This is a genomic window from Thermohalobaculum xanthum (genome assembly GCF_016623495.1).
Taxonomy (GTDB): Bacteria; Pseudomonadota; Alphaproteobacteria; order Rhodobacterales; family Rhodobacteraceae; genus Thermohalobaculum; species Thermohalobaculum xanthum.
Window position 1 is genome coordinate 138,477 of the sequence record NZ_JAEHHL010000010.1, and the last position, 21,092, is coordinate 159,568.

Here is a 21,092-nt window from a genome sequence, read left to right on the forward strand (position 1 = left end):
TTCGCGCCTTCCCGTCAACCCGCGGGGGCGCGATTCAGCCCTGTTCCACCCCGTCAGACCCGTCCTCGGGCGTCACGGGACCCAGAAAGAGCGCAAGCAACTCGTCCGCGGCATCCTCGGGCACGACGCGGCCGGCGGTGACCGCCGATTCGAGCGCGCCGATGCGCGCGGCCACGGCGGGGTCGGCATAGAGGCGCTCGATCAGGCCGTGCTCGAGGGCCGAGCGCATCCAGCGCACCGCCTGCCCCGCGCGGCGCCGGTCGAGCCAGCCGCTGTCGCGCCGCCAGTCGTCGAGGGCGCGGATCTCGTCCCACACGGTGCCAAGCCCGTCGCCGGTCAGCGCCGAGGCGGTGAGCGCCTTGGGAAAACCCGGCGCGTCGCCCTCGCGCGCGCGCATTAGCCTGAGCGCGCCGGCGTAATCCGCGCGGGTGCGGCTTGCGACCTCGCGCAGCGGCCCGTCGGCCTTGTTGACGACGACGAGGTCGGCAATTTCCATGATACCGCGCTTGACGCCCTGCAGCTCGTCGCCGCCGGCGGGGGCCAGAAGCAGGACGAAAAGGTCGGTCATTTCGGCGACGACGGTCTCGGACTGGCCGACGCCCACCGTCTCGACGATCACGACGTCGAAGCCGGCGGCCTCGGCCAGGAGGATGGCCTCGCGCGTGCGCCGGGCGACGCCGCCAAGCTCGCGGCCCGCGGGCGAGGGCCGGATGAAGGCGCTGGGCGAGCGCGAGAGCCGGTCCATCCGCGTCTTGTCGCCGAGGATCGAGCCGCCCGAGCGCGCCGAGGTCGGATCGACCGCCAGCACCGCGACCTTGAGGCCCTGCTCGACCAGCATCATGCCGAAGGCCTCGATGAAGGTGGACTTGCCCACGCCGGGCGTGCCGGAAAGACCGATGCGCCGCGCGCGCCCGGCATGGGGTGCGGCCCTGGCCATCAGCGCGCGCGCCGCCGCGCGGTGATCGGACCGGGTCGACTCCGCCAGCGTGATCGCCCGCGCCAGCGCGCGGCGCTCGCCCGCGATCAGGCGCTCGGCAAGCTCGTCGACATCGATCTGTGGCATGCGTCGGAACCCGGGCTATCTTGCGTAGGACGATGAGAGGCGCGAGCCGTGATAGCGGCCATGGTGGCCGCTGGCAATTGTAGCGGGAGTGCGCGGATGCTCGGACCGACGACCCGGTCGCTTGCCCTCGCGGGCGGGCTGGCGGCGGCGCTGGCGGCGCCCGCCGGCGTTGGACCGCACCCGGGCGCCATGGCCGCGCTCAACCCGGGAAGCTTCGGCGGGATCTACGACCTCTACCTGGGCGGTATCCGCGGGGGCGAGATGTCGATCCGCGTCGAGCTGGAGGACGCGCGCTACCGGGCCGAGGCGGCAGGCCAGACCGCCGGCATCGTCGGCACGTTCTGGAGCGCGGGCTTCGCCGCCGTCAGCGAGGGGCAGTCGGACCGCGCGGGCGTCTCGCCGATGCGGTTCGAGGCCGACAGCTTCAGCCCCGGAAAGACCCAGAAGGTCGCGATGGCCTACGAGTCGGGCCGGCCCGCCGCGATCGAGGCCGAGCCGCCCTTCACGCCCAAGCCCTGGCAGGTCGATCCCTTCGCCCAGGCCGGTGCCTTCGATCCGCTGACGGCGGCGCTCTCGGGGCTGGCGTTGCAGTCGCGCGCGCAGATCTGCGACCGGTCGGTCGAGATCTTCGACGGCCGGCGGCGCTATGCCATCGACATCGGCCCGCCGCAGGCGGACCCCGAGGGGCTGCGCTGCGACGCCGCCTACCGCCGCGTCGCGGGCTACAAGCCCAAGCTGATGAGGAAGCCGGACTGGCCCTTCACGATGTGGTTCGCGCAAGGGGCGGACGGGCTTTGGCACGTCACCCGCGCGATGGGCGACACGCCGCTGGGCGTCGCGGCGGTCAAGCTGCGGGACGAGTAGGCCGACATCTCGACCCCGCCGCGCCCCCGGTGTAGGAGCCGGGGCATGGAGCATGTCCCGCTGCCGATCGACGAGGTCCTGCCAAGGCTGGCCGCGGCGCTTGCCGGGGGCGGCTGCGCCGTGCTGGCCGCGCCCCCCGGCGCGGGCAAGACGACGCGGGTCCCGCCGCTTCTGGCCCGCCAGCCCTGGGCCGCGACGGGCCGGATCGTGATGCTCGAGCCCCGCCGCCTCGCGGCCCGCGCCGCGGCCGAGCGCATGGCCGAGGAGGCGGGCGAGCCCGTCGGCCGGAGGGTCGGCTATCGCATCAGGGGCGAGAGCAAGGTCTCGGCCGCCACCCGCATCGAAGTCGTGACCGAGGGCGTGCTGACCCGGATGCTGCAGGCCGACCCCGAGCTGCCGGGGGTCGCGGCGGTGGTGTTCGACGAGGTGCACGAGCGCTCGATCCATTCCGACCTCGGCCTCGCCCTGGCGCGCGAGGTGCAGGCGGCGCTGCGGCCCGAGCTGCGGCTGGTGGCGATGTCGGCCACGCTCGACACCGCCCGATTCGCGGCGCTGATGGGTGGCGCGCCGGTGATCGAGAGCGCGGGACGGATGTTCCCGGTCGAGACGCGCTGGCTCGACCACCCCGCCGGGCCCGGGACGCGGATCGAGGATGCCGCGGCCGATCTCGTGACCCGCGCCATGGCCGAGGAGGCGCAGGGCGACGCGCTGGTGTTCCTGCCCGGCGCGGGCGAGATCGCGCGGGTCGAGGCCCGGCTTTCCGGGCGCCTGCCCGACGTGGCGCTGCGCCCGCTGCACGGGTCGATGGATTTCGCCCGCCAGCGCGCGGCGCTGATGCCCGAGGCCGCGGGGCGACGGCGCGTGGTGCTGGCGACCTCGATCGCCGAGACCTCGCTGACCGTCGAGGGCGTGCGCATCGTGGTCGATTGCGGCCGCTCGCGACGCAGCCGGTTCAGCCCGGCCACGGGACTGTCGCGCCTCGTCACCGTCCCGGTCAGCCGCGCCGAGGCCGCGCAGCGCCGCGGCCGTGCCGGGCGGCTTGGCCCCGGCGTCTGCTACCGGATGTGGACGAAGGGCGAGGAAGGGGCGTTGCCGGCATTCGCGCCGCCCGAGATCCTCGAGGCCGATCTCGCGGGACTGGCGCTGGAGCTCGCGGCCTGGGGCGTTGCCGATCCCGCGGGGATGGCCTTCGCCGACCCGCCGCCCGCGCCGGCGCTGGCCGAGGCGCGGGCGGTGCTGGAACGGCTGGGCGCGCTGGGCGCTGATGGCGCGATCACGGCCCATGGCCGCGAGATGGCGGGCGTCGCGGCGCACCCAAGGCTTGCGCATATGTGGCTGACGGCGCGGGCACGCGGGCTGGGCGCGGAGGCGGCGCTGCTGGCCGCGATCCTGGGCGAGCGCGACCCGCTGCACGCCGATGGGCCGGCGCCGGCCGACTTGGGGCTGCGGATCGAGGCCGTGACCGACCCGCGCCGCTTCGAGGCAGCGCATCCCATGCGCGTCAACCGCGGTACGGCCGAGCGCATTCGCGCCGAGGCGCGGCGGCTCGATTCCGGCCGGGTCGACGCGGCCAGGGCGAAGACCGAGGCCGGGGCGCTGCTGTCTCTGGCCTATCCCGACCGGGTCGGCAAGCGGCGTGCGGGCGAGGCGCCGCGCTACCTCCTGGCCAATGGCCGGGGGGCGGAACTGTCCGCCGGCGACCCGCTGGGCGCGGCGGCTCTGATCGTCGCCACCGAGGTCGAGGACCGCGGCCGCGACGCTCGGATCAGGCACGGTGCCGCGCTGGCCGAGGCCGAGTTGCGCGCGCTGCACGGGGCGGCGATCGGCTGGCACGCGCACATCGCCTGGTCACGCCGCGCCCGCGCCGTCGAGGCCGTGCGGCGCGAGACCTTCGGCGCCGTGGTCCTGCGCGAGGAGCCACTGCGCGACGCCCCCGCCGACGCGCTGGGCCACGCGCTGGCCGACGGGCTGCGCGAGCGAGGGCTTGCCGTGCTGAACTGGACGGATGCGGCGGCGAGCCTGCGCGACCAGGTGCGCTGGCTGGCGGCACAGGGCACGGGCGGACTGGCAGCGCGGCTGCCGGACTGGTCGGATCACGGGCTGCTCGCGGGCCTCGACGACTGGCTGACGCCGCATCTTGCCGGCATGCGCCGCGTCGAGGACGCCGCCCGGATCGACGTGGCGGCGGTGCTGCGTGCGGCGCTGGGGTGGGAACTGGCGGCCGAGGTCGATCGCGCCGCACCCACCCATTTCGAGACCCCGCTGGGCGGCCGGGCGCGGATCGACTACGGGCGCGAGATCCCGACGGTCTCGATCCGGGTGCAGGAATTGTTCGGCGTCACCCGCCACCCTTGCGTGGGCGAGCCACCGGTCGCGCTCTCGCTCGAACTGCTCTCGCCGGCGCATCGGCCGGTGCAGGTGACACGCGACCTCCCGGGCTTCTGGGCAAGTTCCTACGCGGATGTCCGCAAGGACATGCGCGCGCGCTATCCCAAGCATCCTTGGCCCGAGAACCCAGCCGAAGCCGCACCGACGCGGCGCGCCAAGCCGCGATCCTAGCGACAGTCCTAGCCCGTGATGCTGCGGAACTGCGACGAGGCGACCGCGAGCTTGGCCACGGTCAGCGTTCCGCCCTCGTTCAACTCGCGCACCAGCCGCTCGGCGCGGGTGACCGCCTCCTCGTGCAGGGCGCACCAGCCGTCGATGCAGGCGCTGCCGGAGCATTTCTTCTCGGCATCGAGGGCCGCGGCCGCGATCAGCGACTGCTGCGAGCGCAGGTCGGCGACCAGGCGGCTGACGGCAACCCGCTCCCAGTGGTCCGAGGTCTCGAGCCCGCGGGCGCTGGCGCGCAGCCAGTCGAGGCCGAAGCGGGCGCCGGCGGCGAAGTAGGTCTCGGCCACCTCGATCACGTCGCGCTTGCGCGAGCGGGCCACGTCGACGATGTCGAGCGCGCCGCCGAGGAACTCGAGCCCGCTGATCCGCGTGGCCAACGCCTTGGGCACGCCGTCCCTCTCGAAGGCGGCGGCGCGTTCCTGCATCCGCTTGCCCGAGAAGTCGCGCAGCAGGCTTGCGACGTTGCCCGCGATCTGCAGCACGCCCGGCTTGTAGATCTCGATCACCTCGTCGACGCTGCGGTCGCTGGCGCGGGCAAGGATCGCCTGGCTTTGCGAGGCGATCATGTCCGAGAGCGCGAGGTGCATCGTGTTCTGCGCCGCGGCCGCGACCTTGTTGTCGAGGGCGTTGATCTCGTCGCGGATCGCCTCGATCTCGAAGATGTCGCGGCCGATGACGAAGGCCTTCGCGATCATCGCGGTCCCTGCCCCGGTCTCGTCGCTGATACGGTTGATCAGCGAGGGGCCGGCCTCGTTCACCACCGCGTTGGCCAGCACCGTGCCGATGATCTCGCGCCGCAGCCGGTGGCCGAGGATCGCCTCGCGATATTTCTGGCGCAGCGGCGTGGGCATGTATTCGATCAGGAAGCGGGTGCAGTAGCCATCGTCCGGCAGGCTCGACGCCACCAGCTGGTCGAAGGTGACGATCTTGGCGTAGGCGATCAGCACCGCGATCTCGGGCCGGGTGAGGCCCAGGCCGCGGGCGCGCAGCTCGGCCAGCGCCTCGTCGTTGGGCAGGAGCTCGATCTCGCGGTTGAGCTGGCCCCGCTGCTCCAGCGCGCGCATGAAGCGGGCGTGGTCGTCGAGCAGCGTCGCCGCGCGCGCCTCGGCCATCGAGAGCGCCAGCGTCTGGTTGTAGTTGTCCTCGAGCACGAGGTCACCGACCTCGTCGGTCATCTTCGCGAGCAGGGTGTTGCGCTGCTTGGCGGTCATGTCGCCCGCCTCGACCACGGCGCCGAGCGCGATCTTGATGTTGACCTCGTGGTCCGAGCAGTCGACCCCGGCCGAGTTGTCGACCGCGTCGGTGTTGACCTTGACGCCGCAGCGGTCGAGCTCGATGCGGCCGAGCTGGGTGACGCCGAGATTGGCGCCCTCGCCGATCACGCGCGCGCCGACCTCGCGCGCATCGACCCGGATCGGGTCGTTCGTGCGGTCGCCGGCGTCGGCGTGGCTCTCGCCGGACGACTTGATGTAGGTGCCGATGCCGCCGAACCACAGAAGGTCGGTCCTGGCCGAGAGGATCGCCTTCATCAGCTGGAAGGGCGTGACCTTGTCGGCCTTGAGACCGGTCACGCGCTTGATCTCGGGCGTGAGCGTGATCGACTTGGCCGAGCGCGGAAAGACGCCGCCGCCCTTCGAGATCAGCGAGGCGTCGTAGTCCTTCCAACTGGTGCGCGGCGCCTCGAACAGGCGCTTGCGCTCGGCGAAGCTGGCGGCGGTATCCGGGTCGGGATCTATGAAGATGTCGCGGTGATCGAAGGCCGCGATCAGCCGGATCTGGTCCGAGAGCAGCATGCCGTTGCCGAACACGTCGCCCGACATGTCGCCCACGCCGATCACGTCGAAGGGCTGGGTCTGGGTGTCGTGGCCCAGCTCGCGGAAATGGCGCTTGACCGCCTCCCACGCGCCCTTGGCGGTGATGCCCATGCCCTTGTGGTCGTAGCCGTTCGAGCCGCCCGAGGCGAAGGCATCGGCCAGCCAGAAGCCGTAATCCCCGGCCACGCCGTTGGCGATGTCCGAGAAGGTCGCCGTCCCCTTGTCGGCGGCGACGACGAGATAGGGATCGTCGTCGTCGCGGCGCACCACGCCCGCGGGCGGCACCAGCGCGCCGCCGACGAGGTTGTCTGTGACGTCGAGCAGGCCGCACAGGAAGGTCTTGTAGCAGCGGATCGCCTCGGCCTGGATTTCCTCGCGCGTGCCGCCCGCGGGCAGCTTGCGCGGCAGGAAGCCGCCCTTCGAGCCGACCGGCACGATCACCGCGTTCTTGACCTGCTGGGCCTTGACCAGGCCCAGCACCTCGGTGCGGTAGTCCTCCTTGCGGTCGGACCAGCGCAGTCCGCCGCGCGCGACCGGGCCGCCGCGCAGGTGCACACCCTCGACCCAGGTCGCGTAGACAAAGATCTCGCGCCATGGTCGCGGCAGCGGCAGCTCGTCAAGCGCGGCGCAGTCGAACTTGAACGAGACATAGGGCTTGGTCCCGCCCGCGGCGTCGGGCTGGTAGTAGTTGGTGCGCAGCGTCGAGGTGATGGCATTGCGGAAGCGGCGCAGGATCTGGTCGATGTCGAGGCTCGGCACTTCCTCGAGTGCCGCCTCGATGGCGGCGCTCGCGGCCTCGGCCTCGGCGGCGCGGGCGGCAGCGTCGAGCTTGCGCGACGGGTCGAACTGCGCCGCGAAGAGGTCGACCAGAAGCCGCGCGATCGCCGGGTACTGGGCGAGCGCGTCCTCCATGTACTCGACCGAGTAGGGGATGCGGACCTGGCGCAGGAAGCGGCTGTAGGCACGCAGCAGCGCGGTCTCGCGCGCGCTGAGGCCGGCGAGCAGCACGAGGCGGTTGAGCCGGTCGTCGTCGACAACGCCCCGCCAGGCCGCGTCGAAGGCGTCCTCGAGCTTGGCGCGCAGGCGCGAGAGGTCGATCTCGACCCCGGCGGCCGAGAGCATGTGGAAGTCGTGGATCCAGCTGTCGATCTCGCCCAGCTCGACCCGGTAGGGATGCTCGTTGTGGATGCGGAAGCCCATGTTCTCGAGCACCGGCAGCGCGTCCGAGAGCGGCACCGGGTCGCCCCGGTGGTAGATCTTGAAGCGCACCGAGCGCTCGTCGTCCTCGAGCTTGCGGTAGAAGCTGAGCGCGAGCGGCGCCTCCTCGGACAGCGTGTCGAGCTTCTCGATGTCGCCGATCGCGGCGGCGACCGGGACGTCCTCGCGGTAGCTGGCGCTGAAGCCCTTGCCATACCGGGCGTGAAGGCGGTGGCCCGCCGCCTCGCCGAAATGGTCGATCAGCTCCTCGAGCAGGATATCGCCCCACGAGCGGACCGCCTCGACAATCTCGGCTTCGAGGGCGGCGGCATCGTAGGCGGGCACGCGGCCCGCATGCAGCGCAATGACGAAATGCACGCGCGCCAGCCCCTCGGCGCCGAACGAGGGCTCCCACGACGCCACGCGCCCGTCGAGGCCGGCGCTGAGGATGTTGCCAAGGCGCACGCGCAGTTCGGTGTTGTAGCGCTCGCGCGCCACGTAGACGAGGCAGGAGACGAAGCGCCCGAACCGGTCCGAGCGCAGGAACAGCCGGGTGCGCGGCCGCGTTGACAGGTGAAGCACGCCCATCGCGTTCTCGAAGAGCTGGTCCTCGGTCCCCTGGAAAAGCTCGTCGCGCGGATAGGTCTCGAGAACGTTGGTCAGCGCCTTGCCGTCATGGCTCGACGGAGCGAGGTTCGCGCGCTCGATCACCCTGGCGACCTTGGCGCGCAAGAGCGGGATCTCGCGCGGGCTTCGGTTGTAGGCGGCCGAGGTGAACAGGCCGATGAAGACGTGCTCGCCCACCAACTTGCCCTTGGCGTCGAACTGCTTGATCGCGACGACATCGAAATGGACCGGGCGGTGCACGCTCGAGCGCCGGTTCGCCTTGATGATCAAGAGCGGCGAGGGATCCTGGGTGAAATCCGAGAGCTGCGGCGACCAGTGGGCCGACCGGCCTTCCTTGTCGCGGATGACGGTGTAGTCGGGATCGCGCATGAGCCCGAGCCCGCTGCCCGGTTCGAGTTCCATCTTCGACTTGCGCGCGACGACCTGGAAATGGCGGTAGCCGAGGAAGGTGAAGTGGTTGTTCGCCAGCCAGTCGAGGAAGTCGCAGCATTCCCCGTTGGCCGCGGCCGGCGCCTTCGGCCCGCGCTCGCGCAGCTCGCCCGAGACCTCGATCAGCTTGTCAAGCATGGTGCGCCAGTCCTCGACCGCGACGCGCACATCGGCGAACATCGTCTCGATCTCCTGGCCGAGCTGGGCCAGCGTCTCGGCATCCGCCACCTGGTCGATCTGCACCTGGATGATCGACTCGGGCGTCGTTCCCTTGGCATCGGCCTTGGCGACGTCCAGCAGGTTGCCCTTGGCGTCGCGCTTCACCGCGATCACCGGGTGCACCAGGGCATGAATGCCGAGGCCCCTTTCGGTGATCAGCACGGTGAGCGAGTCGACGAGGAACGGCATGTCGTCGTTCAGCGCCTCGATGATGGTGTGGCTCGACTCCCAGCCGTGCTCGGCGATGCGGGGGTTGTAGATGCGCAGCTTGCAGGTGCCGGGCGAGCGCTTCTGGCAGAACTTCCAGAGCGCGAGCGTCGCGCCGTAGATCTCCTCGGCCGGTTGCTCGAGCAGCTCGTCGCGCGCGACGGTCGAGAGGAATGCCTCGAGAACGCTGGTGAAGGCCTTGGCATCGGCACTTTCGAGGCGCTCGGCGGCGATGGCGCGGACCTCTTCGAACCTGCCGGCGATCCGATCGTTGACGCTGAGTGACATGGCGTGACTTCCCCCCAGAAGGCCGAAACCGTCGCGGCCCGCTGTCTGCGCGGGCTTCTTGTTGCCGGCCCCGCAGGCCGGAACGCCGCAGGCGAAACCCGCGAGCCGGCCAGGACGGGCCCGGCACTTCGCGCCGCCGAAATGTGGCACCGCGCGCCTGTCCCGACCCTAGCGCCCCCTCGGGCGAAATGACAGGGGAACCACGTTCACGTGGCTGTCACGCGCGACACGGCGCGATCGGGGGGTTGTGGAGAGCGCCCGGCCGGCCGGTTCAGGCGGCGATGCGGCGGGCGAAATCCACCAGGCGCCCGAGCGCGTCGCGCAGCACCGCCTCGGGCCGGGTGAGAGCCACGCGCAAATGCCCCGCGGCGGCGGTGCCGAAGCTTTCGCCCGGCATCACCGCAATGCCCTCGGCATCGAGCAGGCGATGGGCGAAATCGAGGCCCGAGAGCCCCGTGGGACGGATGTCGAGCATCACGTACATCCCGCCCGCCGGCGCGTTCGCCCGCACCGCGCGGGCATTGCCGAGCGATTCGAGCACCGCGTCGCGGCGGCGGCGGTAGCGCAGGGCGATGGCTTCCTCGATCTGCGCGCCCTGGGTCAGCGCGAACACGGCGGCATCCTGGATGAATCCGGGCACGCCATAGGTGGTGGTGGTCGCAAGCTCGCCCATGCGGGCGATCGCGTCCTCGGGCCCAAGGACCCAGCCGATGCGCGAGCCGGTCATGGCGTGGCTCTTGGACAGCGAATTGACGACCAGCGTGCGCCCGGCCATGCCGGGCAGGTCGCGCGGGCTTGCGTGGCGCCCGACATGCACCTGCACGTCATAGACCTCGTCCGAGATCAGCCAAAGGTCGCGGCGGCGGCACAGATCGGCGATCGCCTCGAGCAGGTCGGGCGCGTAGACCGCGCCGGTCGGGTTGTTGGGCGTGTTGAGCAGGATCGCGCGGGTGTCGGGCGCAAGCGCCGCCTCGATACGCGCGGCCTCGGGCTGGAAGCCGTCCTCGGCGTCGGTGGGCACGACGATGGCGCGCCCGCCCGCGGCGCGGACGGTCTGCACATAGGTCGCGTAATAGGGATCGAGCACGACGCAGGACTGCCCCGGGTCGAGCGTGGCGACCAGCGCGGCGAAGAGGCCAGCCTGCCCGCCGGGCACGACCTGCACCTCGGCCGGGCGGGCGGGATGCATGGTGCGCGCGCTCACCCGCTCGGCGATGGCGCGGCGCAGCGCCGCCGAGCCGGTCACCGGCGGGTAGCCCAGATCGCCGCGCTGCTGGCTGTCGCGCATCGCGTCGAGGATGGCGGGGTCCGTCTTGATGTCGTGGTCGCCCACCGTGAGCATGACGATGGGATGGCCCGCCTCGGCAAGCTCGCGCGCGCGGTAATACACCGACCAGCCGTCGTCGCCGCCCTGCCCCACGATGCCCGAGATCCGCTGCGACAGCTGTGCCATCGAGTCCTCCGAATGCGGCGCGCCCGCGCCATGACCGTTGAAGGGACGGGGCCGCCCCGGACAGGAGCGGCCCCGATCACGAATTGGGTCCGGCGCGCGCCGGACGGATCAGTCGCCGACGGCGAGCGGCACGAAGCGCGGCATGTCGGCGCCGGTCTGGATCAGGAAGAGCGCCGACTTGCGGCCCGCGGCCTTGGCGTCCTCGACCCGGTCGGCGACGTCGGCCGGGGTGGCGACAGGCGTCTGCTGCACCTCGATGATCACGTCGCCGGGCGCGATGCCCTTGCGCGCGGCCTCCGAATCGCGGGCCACCTCGGCCACGAGCACGCCCTCGACGCTTTCGGGCAGGCCGTATTGCTGGCGTGCGACGTCGGTGATCGGCGCAAGGCGCAGACCGACGCCCGCGAGCTCGGTCGCCGGCGCCGGCTCGTCGGGCTCGACGATTCCCGGAGCGGCGTCGGCCTGTTCCTCCAGAAGGCCCAGCTCGACCTTCACGGTCTGGGTCTTGCCGTCGCGGAAGATGACCACGCGGACCGACTTGCCGACCGGGGTGTCGGCCACCATGCGCGGCAGGGAGCGCATCTCGGTCACATCGCGCCCGTCGAAATTGACGATCACATCGCCCGCCTTGATGCCCGCGGCGGCGGCGGGCCCGTCGGGCGCCACGTCGCTGACCAGCGCGCCCTTGGCGCTTTCGAGGCCCAGCGCCTCGGCGATCTCGTCCGAGACCGTCTGGATGTGGACGCCCAGCCAGCCGCGCCGGGTCTGGCCGTGCTCGCGCAGCTGGGCCACAACGTTCGCGACGATGTTCGACGGCACCGAGAAACCGATGCCGACCGAGCCGCCGGTCGGTGAGATGATCGCGGTGTTCACGCCGATCACCTTGCCGCCCATGTTGAACAGCGGCCCGCCCGAGTTGCCCCGGTTGATCGCCGCGTCGGTCTGGATGAAGTCGTCATAGGGCCCGGCGTTGATGTCGCGGTTGCGCGCCGAGACGATGCCGGCCGAGACCGAGCCGCCGAGGCCGAAGGGGTTGCCGATCGCCAGCACCCAGTCGCCCACGCGGATCGCATCCGAATCGCCGAACTCGACGAAGGTGAGCGGCGCGGTGGGCTCGACCTTGAGCAGCGCGATGTCGGTCTTGGGGTCGTTGCCGATCAGTTCGGCCGGCAGCGACTTGCCGTCCGAGAAGTTCACGGTGATCTCGTCGGCATCCTCGATCACGTGATTGTTGGTCACCACGAAGCCCTCGGGCGAGACGACGAAGCCCGAGCCGAGCGACTGGACCTCGCGCGGGCCCTGCGGGAAGCCGCGCTCGAAGAAATCGCGGAACAGGTCGCGGAAATCCTCGGGCAGCGTGCCCGGCGGGATGCCGGGGATCTCGCGGTCGGGCTGGTCGACCGTCTGCGAGGTCGAGATGTTCACCACGGCGGGACTCAGCTTCTCGGCGAGATCGGCGAAGGTCTCGGGAGCGCGTGACTGTGCCCAGGCCGGCCCGCCGGCGGGAACGCCCGCCCCGAGCAGGGCCGCAGCCAGGACGGCGGCTGCAGCAAGACCCCGGCCAGCGGCCGCTCCGATCCTCAAATCCAGCATCTCTTTGCCTCTCTTCTGGTCGTACCGCCGGCGAAAAACCCGGGCGGCGGCGCAATCATCCGGTTCGTGGTCCGCACCGCGCTGGCTATCCGCGGATCGCAAGATAGGCGACGGCGCCACAGACCGCCATCACGATCCCGAGGGTCCTGCGCTGCGACGCGGTGGTCTCGCGCATCGCCGCCAGAAGTTCGGGCAGCGAGCCCGAGAAGATCGCGATCGCGAGGCCCTCGATCACCAGAACGAGGGCGAGGGCGGCGAGCATGTCCATGTCAGACCCCCGCGCGCCCTGCCCGGTCCGTCACTCTCAACGCTGCGCCCCGCCCCTCTCCGTCTTGAGATACTCGAAGAATTCGCTGTCGGGCGAGATCACGAGCGTCGAGTTCTCGCCGCTGAGCGATTTCTCGTAGGCCGAAAGCGAGCGGTAGAAGGCGAAGAACTCCTCGTCGCGCCCGAAGGCGTCGGCGAAGATCTTGTTGCGCTCGGCATCGGCGCGGCCGCGGACGATCTCGGCCTCGCGGTTCGCCTCGGAGACGAGTTCGACCGCCTGGCGGTCGGCCTCGGCGCGGATGCGCTGCGCCGCCTCCTTGCCGCGGGCGCGCTCGTCGGCGGCCTCGCGCTGCCGCTCGGCGTTCATGCGGTCGTAGGTGGCGCGCAGGTTCTCGACCGGCAGGTCGGCGCGGCGGATGCGCACGTCGATGATCTCGACGCCAAGCTCGCGCGCGGCGAGACGGGCGTCCGCGGCGATGCGCTGCATCAGCGAGGTACGCTCGGCCGAGATGATCGCGTCCGAGGTCACGGTGCCCAGCACCTCGCGCAGCGAGGCGTTGAGGATGCGCTCGAGCCGCGAGATCGCCGCCGTCTCGGTCTGCACCGCCTGGCGGAAGCGCACGACATCGGTGATGCGCCAGCGCGCGAACGCGTCGACGACGAGGCGCCGCTCGTCCGCGGGCGTCACCTCGAGCGGCGTGGTGTCGAGCGGCAGGATGCGGGCCTCGTAATAGGCCACCTCCTGGATCAGCGGGACCTTGAAGCCGATGCCCGGGTCGGTCTTGACGTCCTTGACCTCGCCGAACTGCAGGACGATGGCCTGCTGGCGCTCGTCGACGATGTAGATCGCCGAGAGCCCCGCGAAGACGACCGCGGCGAGGATCACCACGATGACTGGAATGATCCGCATCAGTTCGACCCTCCCTTGCGCAGCTCGTTGAGCGGCAGGTAGGGCACGACGCCCGCCGAGCCCTGCGAGCCGCCGACGCCTTCGTCGATGATGATCTTGTCGACGCTGCCGAGCACGCGTTCGAGCGTCTCGATGTAGAGCCGCTTGCGGGTCACGTCGGGCGCGTTGCGGTATTCCTCGTAGATCGACACGAAGCGCGCCGCCTCACCCTTGGCCTCGTTGACCACGCGCGCGGCGTAGCCCTCGGCCTGCTGGCTGACCTGCGCGGCCTCACCGCGCGCGCCCGCCAGCGTCTGGTTGGCGTAGGCCTCGGCCCGGCGCTCCTCGGTCTGGCGATCCTGCGCGGCCGCCTGCACGTCGCGGAACGCCTCGATCACTTCGCCCGGCGGATCGGCGCGGTCGAAGTTCACGCGCACGATGTTCACGCCCGACTGGTAGTTATCGAGCGTCTGCTGGATCAGCTCCTGCAGCTCGGCCGAGATCGCGCCGCGCTCGCGGCTGAGGATCGGCTTGAGATCGGAACGGCCGATGATCTCGCGCATCGCCGATTCGGACACCGCGCGGATGGTCTGCGCGGGATCGGCGAGGTTGAACAGGAAGAAGTCGGGGCGCGAGATGTTCCAGACCACCGAGAAGTCGATGTCGACCACGTTCTCGTCGCCCGTCAGCATCAGGCCCTGGTCGTCGCGGCGCGAGCCGGCGACGCCGATGTCGATCGTGTTCTCGCGCGCGACCGGCAGCACCTCGTAGGTCACCAGGGGCCAGGGCGCGAAGTTCAGACCCTCGGTGCCAATCTGGCTGAATTCACCGAGGAAGAGCTCGACCGACTGCTCGCCGGTATCGACGCGGTAGAAGGACTGGAAGGCCCAGCCGGCAACCAGCACCACGGGGATGATGAACGGGATGGCCTTGTTCAGGCCACTGTTCGGACCCCGCCCGCCGCCGCCAAAGCCACCACCGCGGCCGGGGCGGCCGCCGCGGCCGCCGAGCACCACCTTGAGCTGGTCGCGGCCCTTGCGCAGCAGGTCATCGAGGTCGGGTCCCTGCCCGCCGCCTCCACCGCCGCCGCCGCCGCCACCGCTGCCCCACGGGTTGCGGCCGCCGCCGTTCTTGCCGCCCCCTCCACCCCAGGGGCCGCCACCGCCACCCGAATTGCTGTTGAAAGGCATTGCTCTCGCATATCCTCCGGTTGGGAATTTGCCCTGAGGGCAAGCTGTCACGCGCGGTTCTAGCAGCAGTTAGGCCCCGCGCGCCATCCCCCAACAGGTGGGTCTGCGAAGGGCGCGTTCAAGGCCGCGCCCGCCCTGCCCGCAGCACCCGGCCCACCGGGCGCCGTCAGACGGTGGCGGGCTCGGGCAGTGGCGTCTTCATCGTCACCAGCTCCTCGGCCGCGGTGGGGTGAACTGCGACGGTGCGGTCGAAATCCTCCTTGGTGGCGCCCATCTTCACGGCGATGGCGGCCATCTGGATCATCTCGCCCGCCGCGTGGCCCGAGATGTGGACGCCCAGCACCCGCCGCGTGTCGCGCGCGACGATGAGCTTCATCAGCATCCTCTCGTCGCGGCCGGACAGGGTGTGGAGCATCGGGCGGAAGGCCGAGCGGTAGACCTCGACCGGCCCCTCGGCACGGGCCTGCACCTCGGTAAGGCCGACGGTACCGATCTCGGGCTGGGTGAAGATCGCCGTCGCCACAAGGGCGTGATCGGCCTTGGTGGGCGTCGCGCCGAAGATCGTGTCGGCAAAGGCCTGCCCCTCGCGGATCGCGACGGGGGTAAGCTGAAGCCGGTCGGTCACGTCGCCCACGGCGAAGATCGAGGGCACTGCCGTCTGCGACCACGCGTCGACCGCGATCTCACCCTTCCTGCCCAGCGTGAGGCCCGCGCGCTCGAGACCCAGGCCATCGGTGTTCGGCACTCGGCCGGTCGCGGCGAGCACGAGGCCGGCCGCGCGCGTCTCGCCGTTCGTGAGGCTGACCGAGAGGCGCTCGCCATCCTTGTCGATTCCGGCCACGTCGGTCTCGGTCAGGATTTCGATGCCCTTCTTGCGCATCTCCTCGGTCACATGGGCGCCGAGGTCCGCATCGAAGCTGCGCAGCAGCTGCGTACCGCGATAGACCAGCGTCACCGCGACGCCCAGGCCGTTCAGGATGCCGGCGAATTCGCAGGCGATGTAGCCGCCGCCCATCACCACCGCGCGCTCGGGCAGGCGCGGCAGGTCGAACATCTCGTTCGAGGTGATGGCGTGGTGGCTGCCCGGAAAGTCGGGCACGAAGGGGCGCCCGCCGGTGGCGATCAGGATGTGCTTGGCCCGCACCTGGCGGCCGTGGGTCGCCAGCTCGACCGTGTGGGGGTCGACGACGGTGGCGCGCGAGCGGAAGATCTCGACCCCGGCGAGGTCGAGGTTGCGGGCGTAGATCTCCTCGAGGCGGGCGATCTCGCGGTCCTTGTTCGCGATCAGGCGGGCCCAGTCGAAGGTCGGCGGGGCCACGTCCCAGCCAAAGCCCGCGGCATCCTCGAAGGCCTCCGAGAAGGCGGACGCGTAGACCAGGAGCTTCTTCGGCACGCAGCCGCGGATCACGCAGGTGCCGCCGAAGCGGTATTCCTCGGCGATGCCGACGCGTGCGCCGTGGTTCGCCGCAACCCGCGCCGCCCGCACGCCGCCCGAGCCGCCGCCGATGACGAAGAGGTCGAAATCGAAGTCGCTCATGGGTGCCTCTTTGCGTTTGTTCCGCCCGTGGCCGACCGTGTCCCGACCGCGCGGCACCTCAGATAGGCAGCCCCCGGCACGATTGCACGAATGCGGCACGCGCTCGCGAAAGCGTGATTTGCCTTACTGCTCGCCGATCACGCGGGCCGTACCGTCCTCGTAGCCGACCACGATCGCCGAGGCGATGCCGCAGAAGAGCCCGGTCTCGACCACGCCCGGCACCACGTTGAGCGCGGTGTTGAGGCGCTCCGGCTCGGGGATCGCGCCGAGATGGAGGTCGAGGATGTGGTGCCCCTCGTCGCTGACGAAGGCGCCGGACGGCCCGCCGCGCAGCGCGATGCGGCGCCCGCCGAGGCCATGCTCGTCAAGCACGCGGGCGATCAGCCGCGCCGTGGTCTCGTGCCCGAATCGGACGACCTCGACCGGCAGGGGAAAGGCGCCGAGCCGCTCGACATGCTTGGACGGGTCGGTGATCACCACCATGCGGTCCGAGGCGGCGGCGACGATCTTCTCCTGCAGCAGCGCGCCGCCGCCGCCCTTGATCAGCCGGCGGGCGTCGTCGAACTCGTCCGCGCCGTCGATGGTGAGATCGAGCCAGCCCGCGTCATCGAGGGTCGAGAGCGGGATGCCGAGCGCCGAGGCCTGCGCCGCCGTGCGCGTCGAGGTCGGCACACCGATCACGCGCAACCCCTCGGCCTTCATCCGTTCGGCCAGGAGACGCACCATCCAGTCGGCGGTTGAGCCGGTGCCGAGCCCCAGCGTCATGCCGGTCTCGACATAGTTGAGGGCGCGCGCAGCCGCGGCGCGCTTGGCGCGCTCGGCCGGCGAGAGGTCGGTGGGGGCGGATGCGTCGGTCATGGCGATGGGCTCCGTCGTGTCTTGGGCGTGTCTTGGACGCGCGCGGCCAGATCGCGCCGCGGCCGGGATGCGGGGTCGCGCGGCACTATACCCACCGCACGAGGTCGCGCCAGAGCCATTCCCGGTCGAGATTGAACGTGCCCGGCGTCGGGTCCACTTCTAGAACGGCGACGGTGAACGCAGGATTGAGAGAGAATGTTCCTCAGCGTCTTCGACATCTTCAAGATCGGCATCGGTCCATCGAGCTCGCACACGATGGGGCCGATGGTCGCGGCTGCGCAGTTCCTCGAAGCGCTGGCGCAGGGCGAGAAGATCCCCGGCGCCGGGCAGCTTGCGCGGGTGGGCTGCCGGCTGCACGGCTCGCTGGCCTTCACCGGAAAGGGCCATGCCACCGACCGGGCGGTGATTCTGGGGCTGGCGGGCTTCCGCCCCGACACGCTCGATCCCGCCAAGGCCGAGGCGGCCGAGGCCGAGATCCGCGCGCGCGGCCGGGTGAACCCGCCGGGCCTGGGCGAGCTTGCCTTCGACCCGGCGACGGACCTCGTGTTCGACTACGGCCCGGCGCTGCCGCTGCACGCCAACGGCATGGTGCTGTCGGCCTGGGACGAGGGCGGCAATCTCTACCAGACCGAGACCTATTACTCGATCGGCGGCGGGTTCGTGAAAACCGCCCGCGAGATGGCCGAGGACGACACGGCCCCCGGCGCGCAGGCGCGCGAGGTGCCCTATCCCTTCGACAGCGCCGCGGCGATGCTGGCCATGGCGCGCGACGCGGGCCTGCCCATCGCGCAGATGAAGCGCGCGAACGAGGAGACGCGGATGTCGCGCATCGACCTCGACCGCGGCCTCGACCGGATCTGGGAGGTGATGAACGCCTGCATCGAGCGCGGCATGGCGTGCGAAGGCATCCTGCCCGGTGGCCTCAACGTGCGTCGGCGCGCCAAGAGCATCCACGACCAGTTGGTGGCCGAGCGCGGCCTCAACCGCCAGATGCCGCATGTCGCCAATGACTGGCTCTCGACCTACGCCATGGCGGTGAACGAGGAGAACGCGGCCGGCGGCCAGGTCGTGACCTCGCCCACCAACGGCGCGGCCGGGGTCGTCCCGGCGGTGTGCCGCTACTACCTCGACCACATCGTCGGGGCGAACCGCGACGGGCTGAGGACGATGTTCCTGACCGGCGCGGCGATCGGCGGGATCATCAAGCACAACGCGTCGATCTCGGGCGCGGAATGCGGCTGCCAGGCCGAGGTCGGCTCGGCCTCGGCGATGGCGGCGGCGGGCCTTTGCGCGGCGATGGGCGGCACCCCCGAGCAGGTCGAGAACGCGGCCGAGATCGCGCTCGAGCATCATCTGGGCATGACCTGCGACCCGGTGAAGGGCCTGGTGCAGGTCCCCTGCATCGAGCGCAACGGGCTCGGCGCCATCAAGGCGGTCTCTGCCGCCTCGCTGGCGCTGCGTGGCGATGGCGGGCATATTGTGTCACTGGACGCCTGCGTGCGCACGATGCGCGAGACCGGGCGCGACATGAGCGAGAAATATAAGGAAACCTCGCTCGGGGGGCTCGCGGTCAACGTGCCCGACTGCTGAGCGGCGCATGCAACCGGCGGCGCGCGGTTTCGTGAACGCCACGGAGATTGACGCCACCCACGCGCGGCGGCATATGCCCGCGAACCTTCCCCGTGAAACCGTCCCGTCGAACCGCCCCGTGGAGCCGCAATGATCCCGTCACGCCTTGCGCCGCTGCTGTTCGCCCTGATCCTTTCGGGCGTCATGTCGTTCCTGGTAACGGGCATCGCCACGCTGAGCACCCAGGGACTGGTGGCGGATTTCCACGTCATCTGGCTGGGCACCTGGCTGCGGGCATGGCCCGTGGCCTTCCCCGCGGCCTTCGTGTTCGCCCCGATCGTGCGGCGGCTGGTGGCGCGCCTCGTGCGCGCGAGCTGACAGGCTCGCGACGCGGGGCTCAGCCGGGTGGAGGTGCGGCCACGGCGTGTACCAGCGCGGCGAGGAAGGGGCGCTCGACCATCACCAGTGCGCCGGGGGCGTCGAATTTCATCTCGACCAGCGGATGCGCCGCCTCGTTCGAGGTGCCGACCCGCTCGCCCGGCGCCAGCCGCAACCCGTCGAGCGGCCAGGCCAGCCCGCGCGAGGGTCCGCCCGTGACCGGCAGGAGCGGAAAGATCGAGACCCGCGCCCCGGGCCTGAGCCGCAGCCGCAGCAGGCGGCCCGCCGGCGCGAGCGCCATTGCCTCGTCCTCGCCGACCAGCACCACGGGCTTCGAGGGATAACGCAGCATGGCGTGGAACACGGCCAGAGTGTGGTCGATGCGGCCGCCGGTGAACCCGACCCCCAGATAGAAGGGTGCCTCGGTGGCGTAGAGGCACTTCTCGAAATCGGTGGTGTCCTGCTCGGCCAGGTGGATGACCCGCGTGCGGCCGTCGTCGAAGGCCGCGGGGTCGGGCAGCGAATCCATGTCGCCGATAACCGCGCGCGCTGTCTTGCGCAGCACCGCGAGCCGATGCGCGCCGCGATCGGCGGCGATCAGGTCGGGGGCGATGGTCTGGGCCTCGGCCAGCATCTCGGCCGAGAACGGCCCGTTGCCGACCAGCGTGACGGGGCCCGCGCAGCGGAATGGCAGATCACTCATGCGCAGAACCCTTGGACGCCGCGGATTGCTGCGTCAATCCCGGGCGATTGCGGGCCCTGCGGCCGGGGCGGCGCTTGACCCCCCACTGCAAATACGCGACTCTGGCCCGCGCAATCAGCGGGGGATCGGTGGAATGCGCGGGAATGCGAAACGGCTTGATGTTTGCCTCGGCGACTTCGCGGTTTCGATCCAGGGATACGATGACCCGGTTGCCGTCCTTAAGGACGTGCTGCACATCGCCCAGCGGGTCGCCGCCGACACGCCGGACTTGCTCAACAGCGAGGCGGCGTTCGACGAGGACACGATTCTCAAGGTGATCGACCGGGTGGCGGCACGTGTCGGCGTGGACGCCGACTCGCTGGGCGCGGTGCCGGGGCTGGTGCTGGTGCATCGCGGCGAGGAGACGGATGGCGGCCTCGACGCGATCCGCCGGGTCGCGATGCGCGCGGAGCCGATCAGGGACAAGACCGGCGACAGCGCCAGTGACGTGGCCGGGGCGCCTGCGGACGAGCCGGCCGACGATGACGCCGAGACGCCGGAGACCAGCGCCGCCGCCCGCGCTGCCGACGACCGGATCGAGGCGCTGCGCCGCCGCTACGAGGAGCGCGGCGACCCTTTCGAGCAGGACGCGCCGAGCGGCGCCGAGGCCGGCAGCGCGGCGCAAGCCGAGGACGCCGGCGCGCCCGTCGCGACCGCGGAAAAGGAGAAAGCCGGCGCCGAGGCGGAAGGCGACGGCGCCCGGGTGGTCAACATCTTCGGCGCGCCGGTCGCGGCCAAGGCCGACAGCGCCGCGAAGGCAGAGCCCGAGACGACGGGCGCCGGCGAAGGGCGCCGGCCGCTCTTTTCCCGCGCGGGCGGATCGGATGGCGACGGCGCGAAACCGAAGCCGATGCCGGTCCCGCGCCCCGCGCCGATCGGCGAGGCCGGGGGTCTCGGGGACCGGTTCGAGAGCCTGCTCGCGCGGGTTCACGGCAAATCCGAGGACCCCGCGGCACCTCGGCGAGCGTCTGCCGCCTCGGCCATCCCGGTGGCGGGGATGACACCTGCCGATGTCGCCGCCAAGGCCGGCACGGAAGATGCGCTCGACGCGTTGCTGAGCGCTGCCGCCTTCCTGACGATCGTGCGCCGCCAGCCCCGCTTTACCCGCCGCGAGCTGATGTCGGTGTTCGACGAGATCCCCGGCGAGTTTCCCCGCACGCTCGAGGCCCAGATCAAGGGGATCGGCAAGCTCGCGCGCAACGGATCGCTGCGGCGCATCGATGACGAGCATTTCGGGCTGAGCCGGGAACTGGTCGAGCAGTTCGAGCCGCTGTTGCGTGGCGAGAGCTGAGGCG

The 21,092-nt window shown here is 71.2% G+C and carries 15 protein-coding genes; 5 read left to right on the forward strand and 10 right to left on the reverse strand.

What is annotated here, in order from left to right; genetic code table 11:
- Positions 1–34: 34 nt before the first annotated feature.
- Positions 35–1,054, reverse strand: a complete 1,020-nt coding sequence (gene meaB, locus H0I76_RS16615; protein WP_200612534.1) for a methylmalonyl Co-A mutase-associated GTPase MeaB — start codon at positions 1,052–1,054, stop codon at positions 35–37.
- A gap of 105 nt (positions 1,055–1,159) precedes the next feature.
- On the opposite strand from meaB, the gene H0I76_RS16620 reads away from it, so the two are divergent.
- Together H0I76_RS16620 and hrpB are read left to right on the forward strand one after the other, a co-directional pair.
- Complete coding sequence (locus H0I76_RS16620) at positions 1,160–1,927, forward strand: DUF3108 domain-containing protein (RefSeq protein WP_200612378.1); 768 nt, start codon at positions 1,160–1,162, stop codon at positions 1,925–1,927.
- 45 nt (positions 1,928–1,972) lie between these two features.
- Positions 1,973–4,486: an ATP-dependent helicase HrpB gene (gene hrpB / locus H0I76_RS16625; RefSeq protein ID WP_200612382.1), complete on the forward strand. Its 2,514-nt coding sequence runs from the start codon at positions 1,973–1,975 to the stop codon at positions 4,484–4,486.
- Positions 4,487–4,494: 8 nt separating this feature from the next.
- On the opposite strand, the gene H0I76_RS16630 is transcribed toward hrpB, so the two are convergent.
- The 8 genes from H0I76_RS16630 to rpiA all read right to left on the reverse strand — a co-directional run bounded on the left by H0I76_RS16630 (position 4,495) and on the right by rpiA (position 17,108).
- Positions 4,495–9,321: an NAD-glutamate dehydrogenase gene (locus H0I76_RS16630; protein WP_200612386.1), complete on the reverse strand. Its 4,827-nt coding sequence runs from the start codon at positions 9,319–9,321 to the stop codon at positions 4,495–4,497.
- Positions 9,322–9,592: 271 nt separating this feature from the next.
- Positions 9,593–10,774 carry a pyridoxal phosphate-dependent aminotransferase gene (locus tag H0I76_RS16635; protein WP_200612389.1) on the reverse strand — a complete coding sequence of 394 codons (1,182 nt, stop codon included), beginning with the start codon at positions 10,772–10,774 and terminating at the stop codon, positions 9,593–9,595.
- A 108-nt stretch (positions 10,775–10,882) separates the two neighbouring features.
- On the reverse strand, positions 10,883–12,367 hold the full coding sequence (locus H0I76_RS16640) for a DegQ family serine endoprotease (RefSeq protein ID WP_200612392.1): 1,485 nt from the start codon (positions 12,365–12,367) through the stop codon (positions 10,883–10,885).
- A gap of 85 nt (positions 12,368–12,452) precedes the next feature.
- The gene (locus H0I76_RS16645; protein ID WP_200612395.1) at positions 12,453–12,635 is read right to left on the reverse strand and encodes a DUF2065 domain-containing protein; all 183 of its coding nucleotides are present in this window, start codon (positions 12,633–12,635) and stop codon (positions 12,453–12,455) included.
- A 36-nt stretch (positions 12,636–12,671) separates the two neighbouring features.
- Positions 12,672–13,544, reverse strand: a complete 873-nt coding sequence (hflC, locus tag H0I76_RS16650) for a protease modulator HflC (RefSeq protein WP_200612398.1) — start codon at positions 13,542–13,544, stop codon at positions 12,672–12,674.
- Entirely contained in the window at positions 13,544–14,713 is a 1,170-nt protein-coding gene (hflK, locus tag H0I76_RS16655) for an FtsH protease activity modulator HflK (protein ID WP_200612401.1), read from the reverse strand. The genes hflC and hflK overlap by 1 nt, the downstream gene beginning before the upstream one ends.
- 166 nt (positions 14,714–14,879) lie before the next feature.
- On the reverse strand, positions 14,880–16,250 hold the full coding sequence (gene gor, locus H0I76_RS16660; RefSeq protein WP_200612404.1) for a glutathione-disulfide reductase: 1,371 nt from the start codon (positions 16,248–16,250) through the stop codon (positions 14,880–14,882).
- Positions 16,251–16,373: 123 nt separating this feature from the next.
- Positions 16,374–17,108, reverse strand: coding sequence for a ribose-5-phosphate isomerase RpiA (rpiA, locus tag H0I76_RS16665; protein WP_200612407.1), 735 nt, complete (start codon positions 17,106–17,108; stop codon positions 16,374–16,376).
- Positions 17,109–17,303: 195 nt separating this feature from the next.
- Between rpiA and H0I76_RS16670 the strand changes: the two genes are divergently transcribed.
- Both H0I76_RS16670 and H0I76_RS16675 read left to right on the forward strand, forming a co-directional pair.
- Positions 17,304–18,698, forward strand: a complete 1,395-nt coding sequence (locus tag H0I76_RS16670) for an L-serine ammonia-lyase (RefSeq protein WP_200612410.1) — start codon at positions 17,304–17,306, stop codon at positions 18,696–18,698.
- Positions 18,699–18,827: 129 nt separating this feature from the next.
- Positions 18,828–19,055, forward strand: a complete 228-nt coding sequence (locus H0I76_RS16675; protein WP_200612413.1) for a DUF2798 domain-containing protein — start codon at positions 18,828–18,830, stop codon at positions 19,053–19,055.
- Between the two features lie 19 nt (positions 19,056–19,074).
- Here the strand turns inward: H0I76_RS16675 and H0I76_RS16680 are convergent, their stop codons facing one another.
- Positions 19,075–19,758, reverse strand: coding sequence for a thiamine diphosphokinase (locus tag H0I76_RS16680; protein WP_200612416.1), 684 nt, complete (start codon positions 19,756–19,758; stop codon positions 19,075–19,077).
- 133 nt (positions 19,759–19,891) lie between these two features.
- Between H0I76_RS16680 and H0I76_RS16685 the strand changes: the two genes are divergently transcribed.
- Positions 19,892–21,088 (forward strand): hypothetical protein, encoded by a 1,197-nt coding sequence (locus H0I76_RS16685; protein WP_200612419.1) that lies wholly within the window; start codon positions 19,892–19,894, stop codon positions 21,086–21,088.
- Positions 21,089–21,092 lie beyond the last annotated feature (4 nt).

Bases quoted from the DNA above. Each gene is read 5' to 3' on its own strand.
- H0I76_RS16630 (WP_200612386.1), bottom strand. From the start codon at position 9,321: ATGTCACTCAGCGTCAACGATCGGATCGCCGGCAGGTTCGAAGAGGTC.
- H0I76_RS16670 (WP_200612410.1), top strand. From the start codon at position 17,304: ATGTTCCTCAGCGTCTTCGACATCTTCAAGATCGGCATCGGTCCATCG.
- rpiA (WP_200612407.1), bottom strand. From the start codon at position 17,108: ATGACCGACGCATCCGCCCCCACCGACCTCTCGCCGGCCGAGCGCGCC.
- hflK (WP_200612401.1), bottom strand. From the start codon at position 14,713: ATGCCTTTCAACAGCAATTCGGGTGGCGGTGGCGGCCCCTGGGGTGGA.
- H0I76_RS16620 (WP_200612378.1), top strand. From the start codon at position 1,160: ATGCTCGGACCGACGACCCGGTCGCTTGCCCTCGCGGGCGGGCTGGCG.
- H0I76_RS16640 (WP_200612392.1), bottom strand. From the start codon at position 12,367: ATGCTGGATTTGAGGATCGGAGCGGCCGCTGGCCGGGGTCTTGCTGCA.
- H0I76_RS16635 (WP_200612389.1), bottom strand. From the start codon at position 10,774: ATGGCACAGCTGTCGCAGCGGATCTCGGGCATCGTGGGGCAGGGCGGC.
- gor (WP_200612404.1), bottom strand. From the start codon at position 16,250: ATGAGCGACTTCGATTTCGACCTCTTCGTCATCGGCGGCGGCTCGGGC.
- H0I76_RS16645 (WP_200612395.1), bottom strand. From the start codon at position 12,635: ATGGACATGCTCGCCGCCCTCGCCCTCGTTCTGGTGATCGAGGGCCTC.
- H0I76_RS16680 (WP_200612416.1), bottom strand. From the start codon at position 19,758: ATGAGTGATCTGCCATTCCGCTGCGCGGGCCCCGTCACGCTGGTCGGC.
- hrpB (WP_200612382.1), top strand. From the start codon at position 1,973: ATGGAGCATGTCCCGCTGCCGATCGACGAGGTCCTGCCAAGGCTGGCC.
- hflC (WP_200612398.1), bottom strand. From the start codon at position 13,544: ATGCGGATCATTCCAGTCATCGTGGTGATCCTCGCCGCGGTCGTCTTC.
- H0I76_RS16685 (WP_200612419.1), top strand. From the start codon at position 19,892: ATGCGCGGGAATGCGAAACGGCTTGATGTTTGCCTCGGCGACTTCGCG.
- H0I76_RS16675 (WP_200612413.1), top strand. From the start codon at position 18,828: ATGATCCCGTCACGCCTTGCGCCGCTGCTGTTCGCCCTGATCCTTTCG.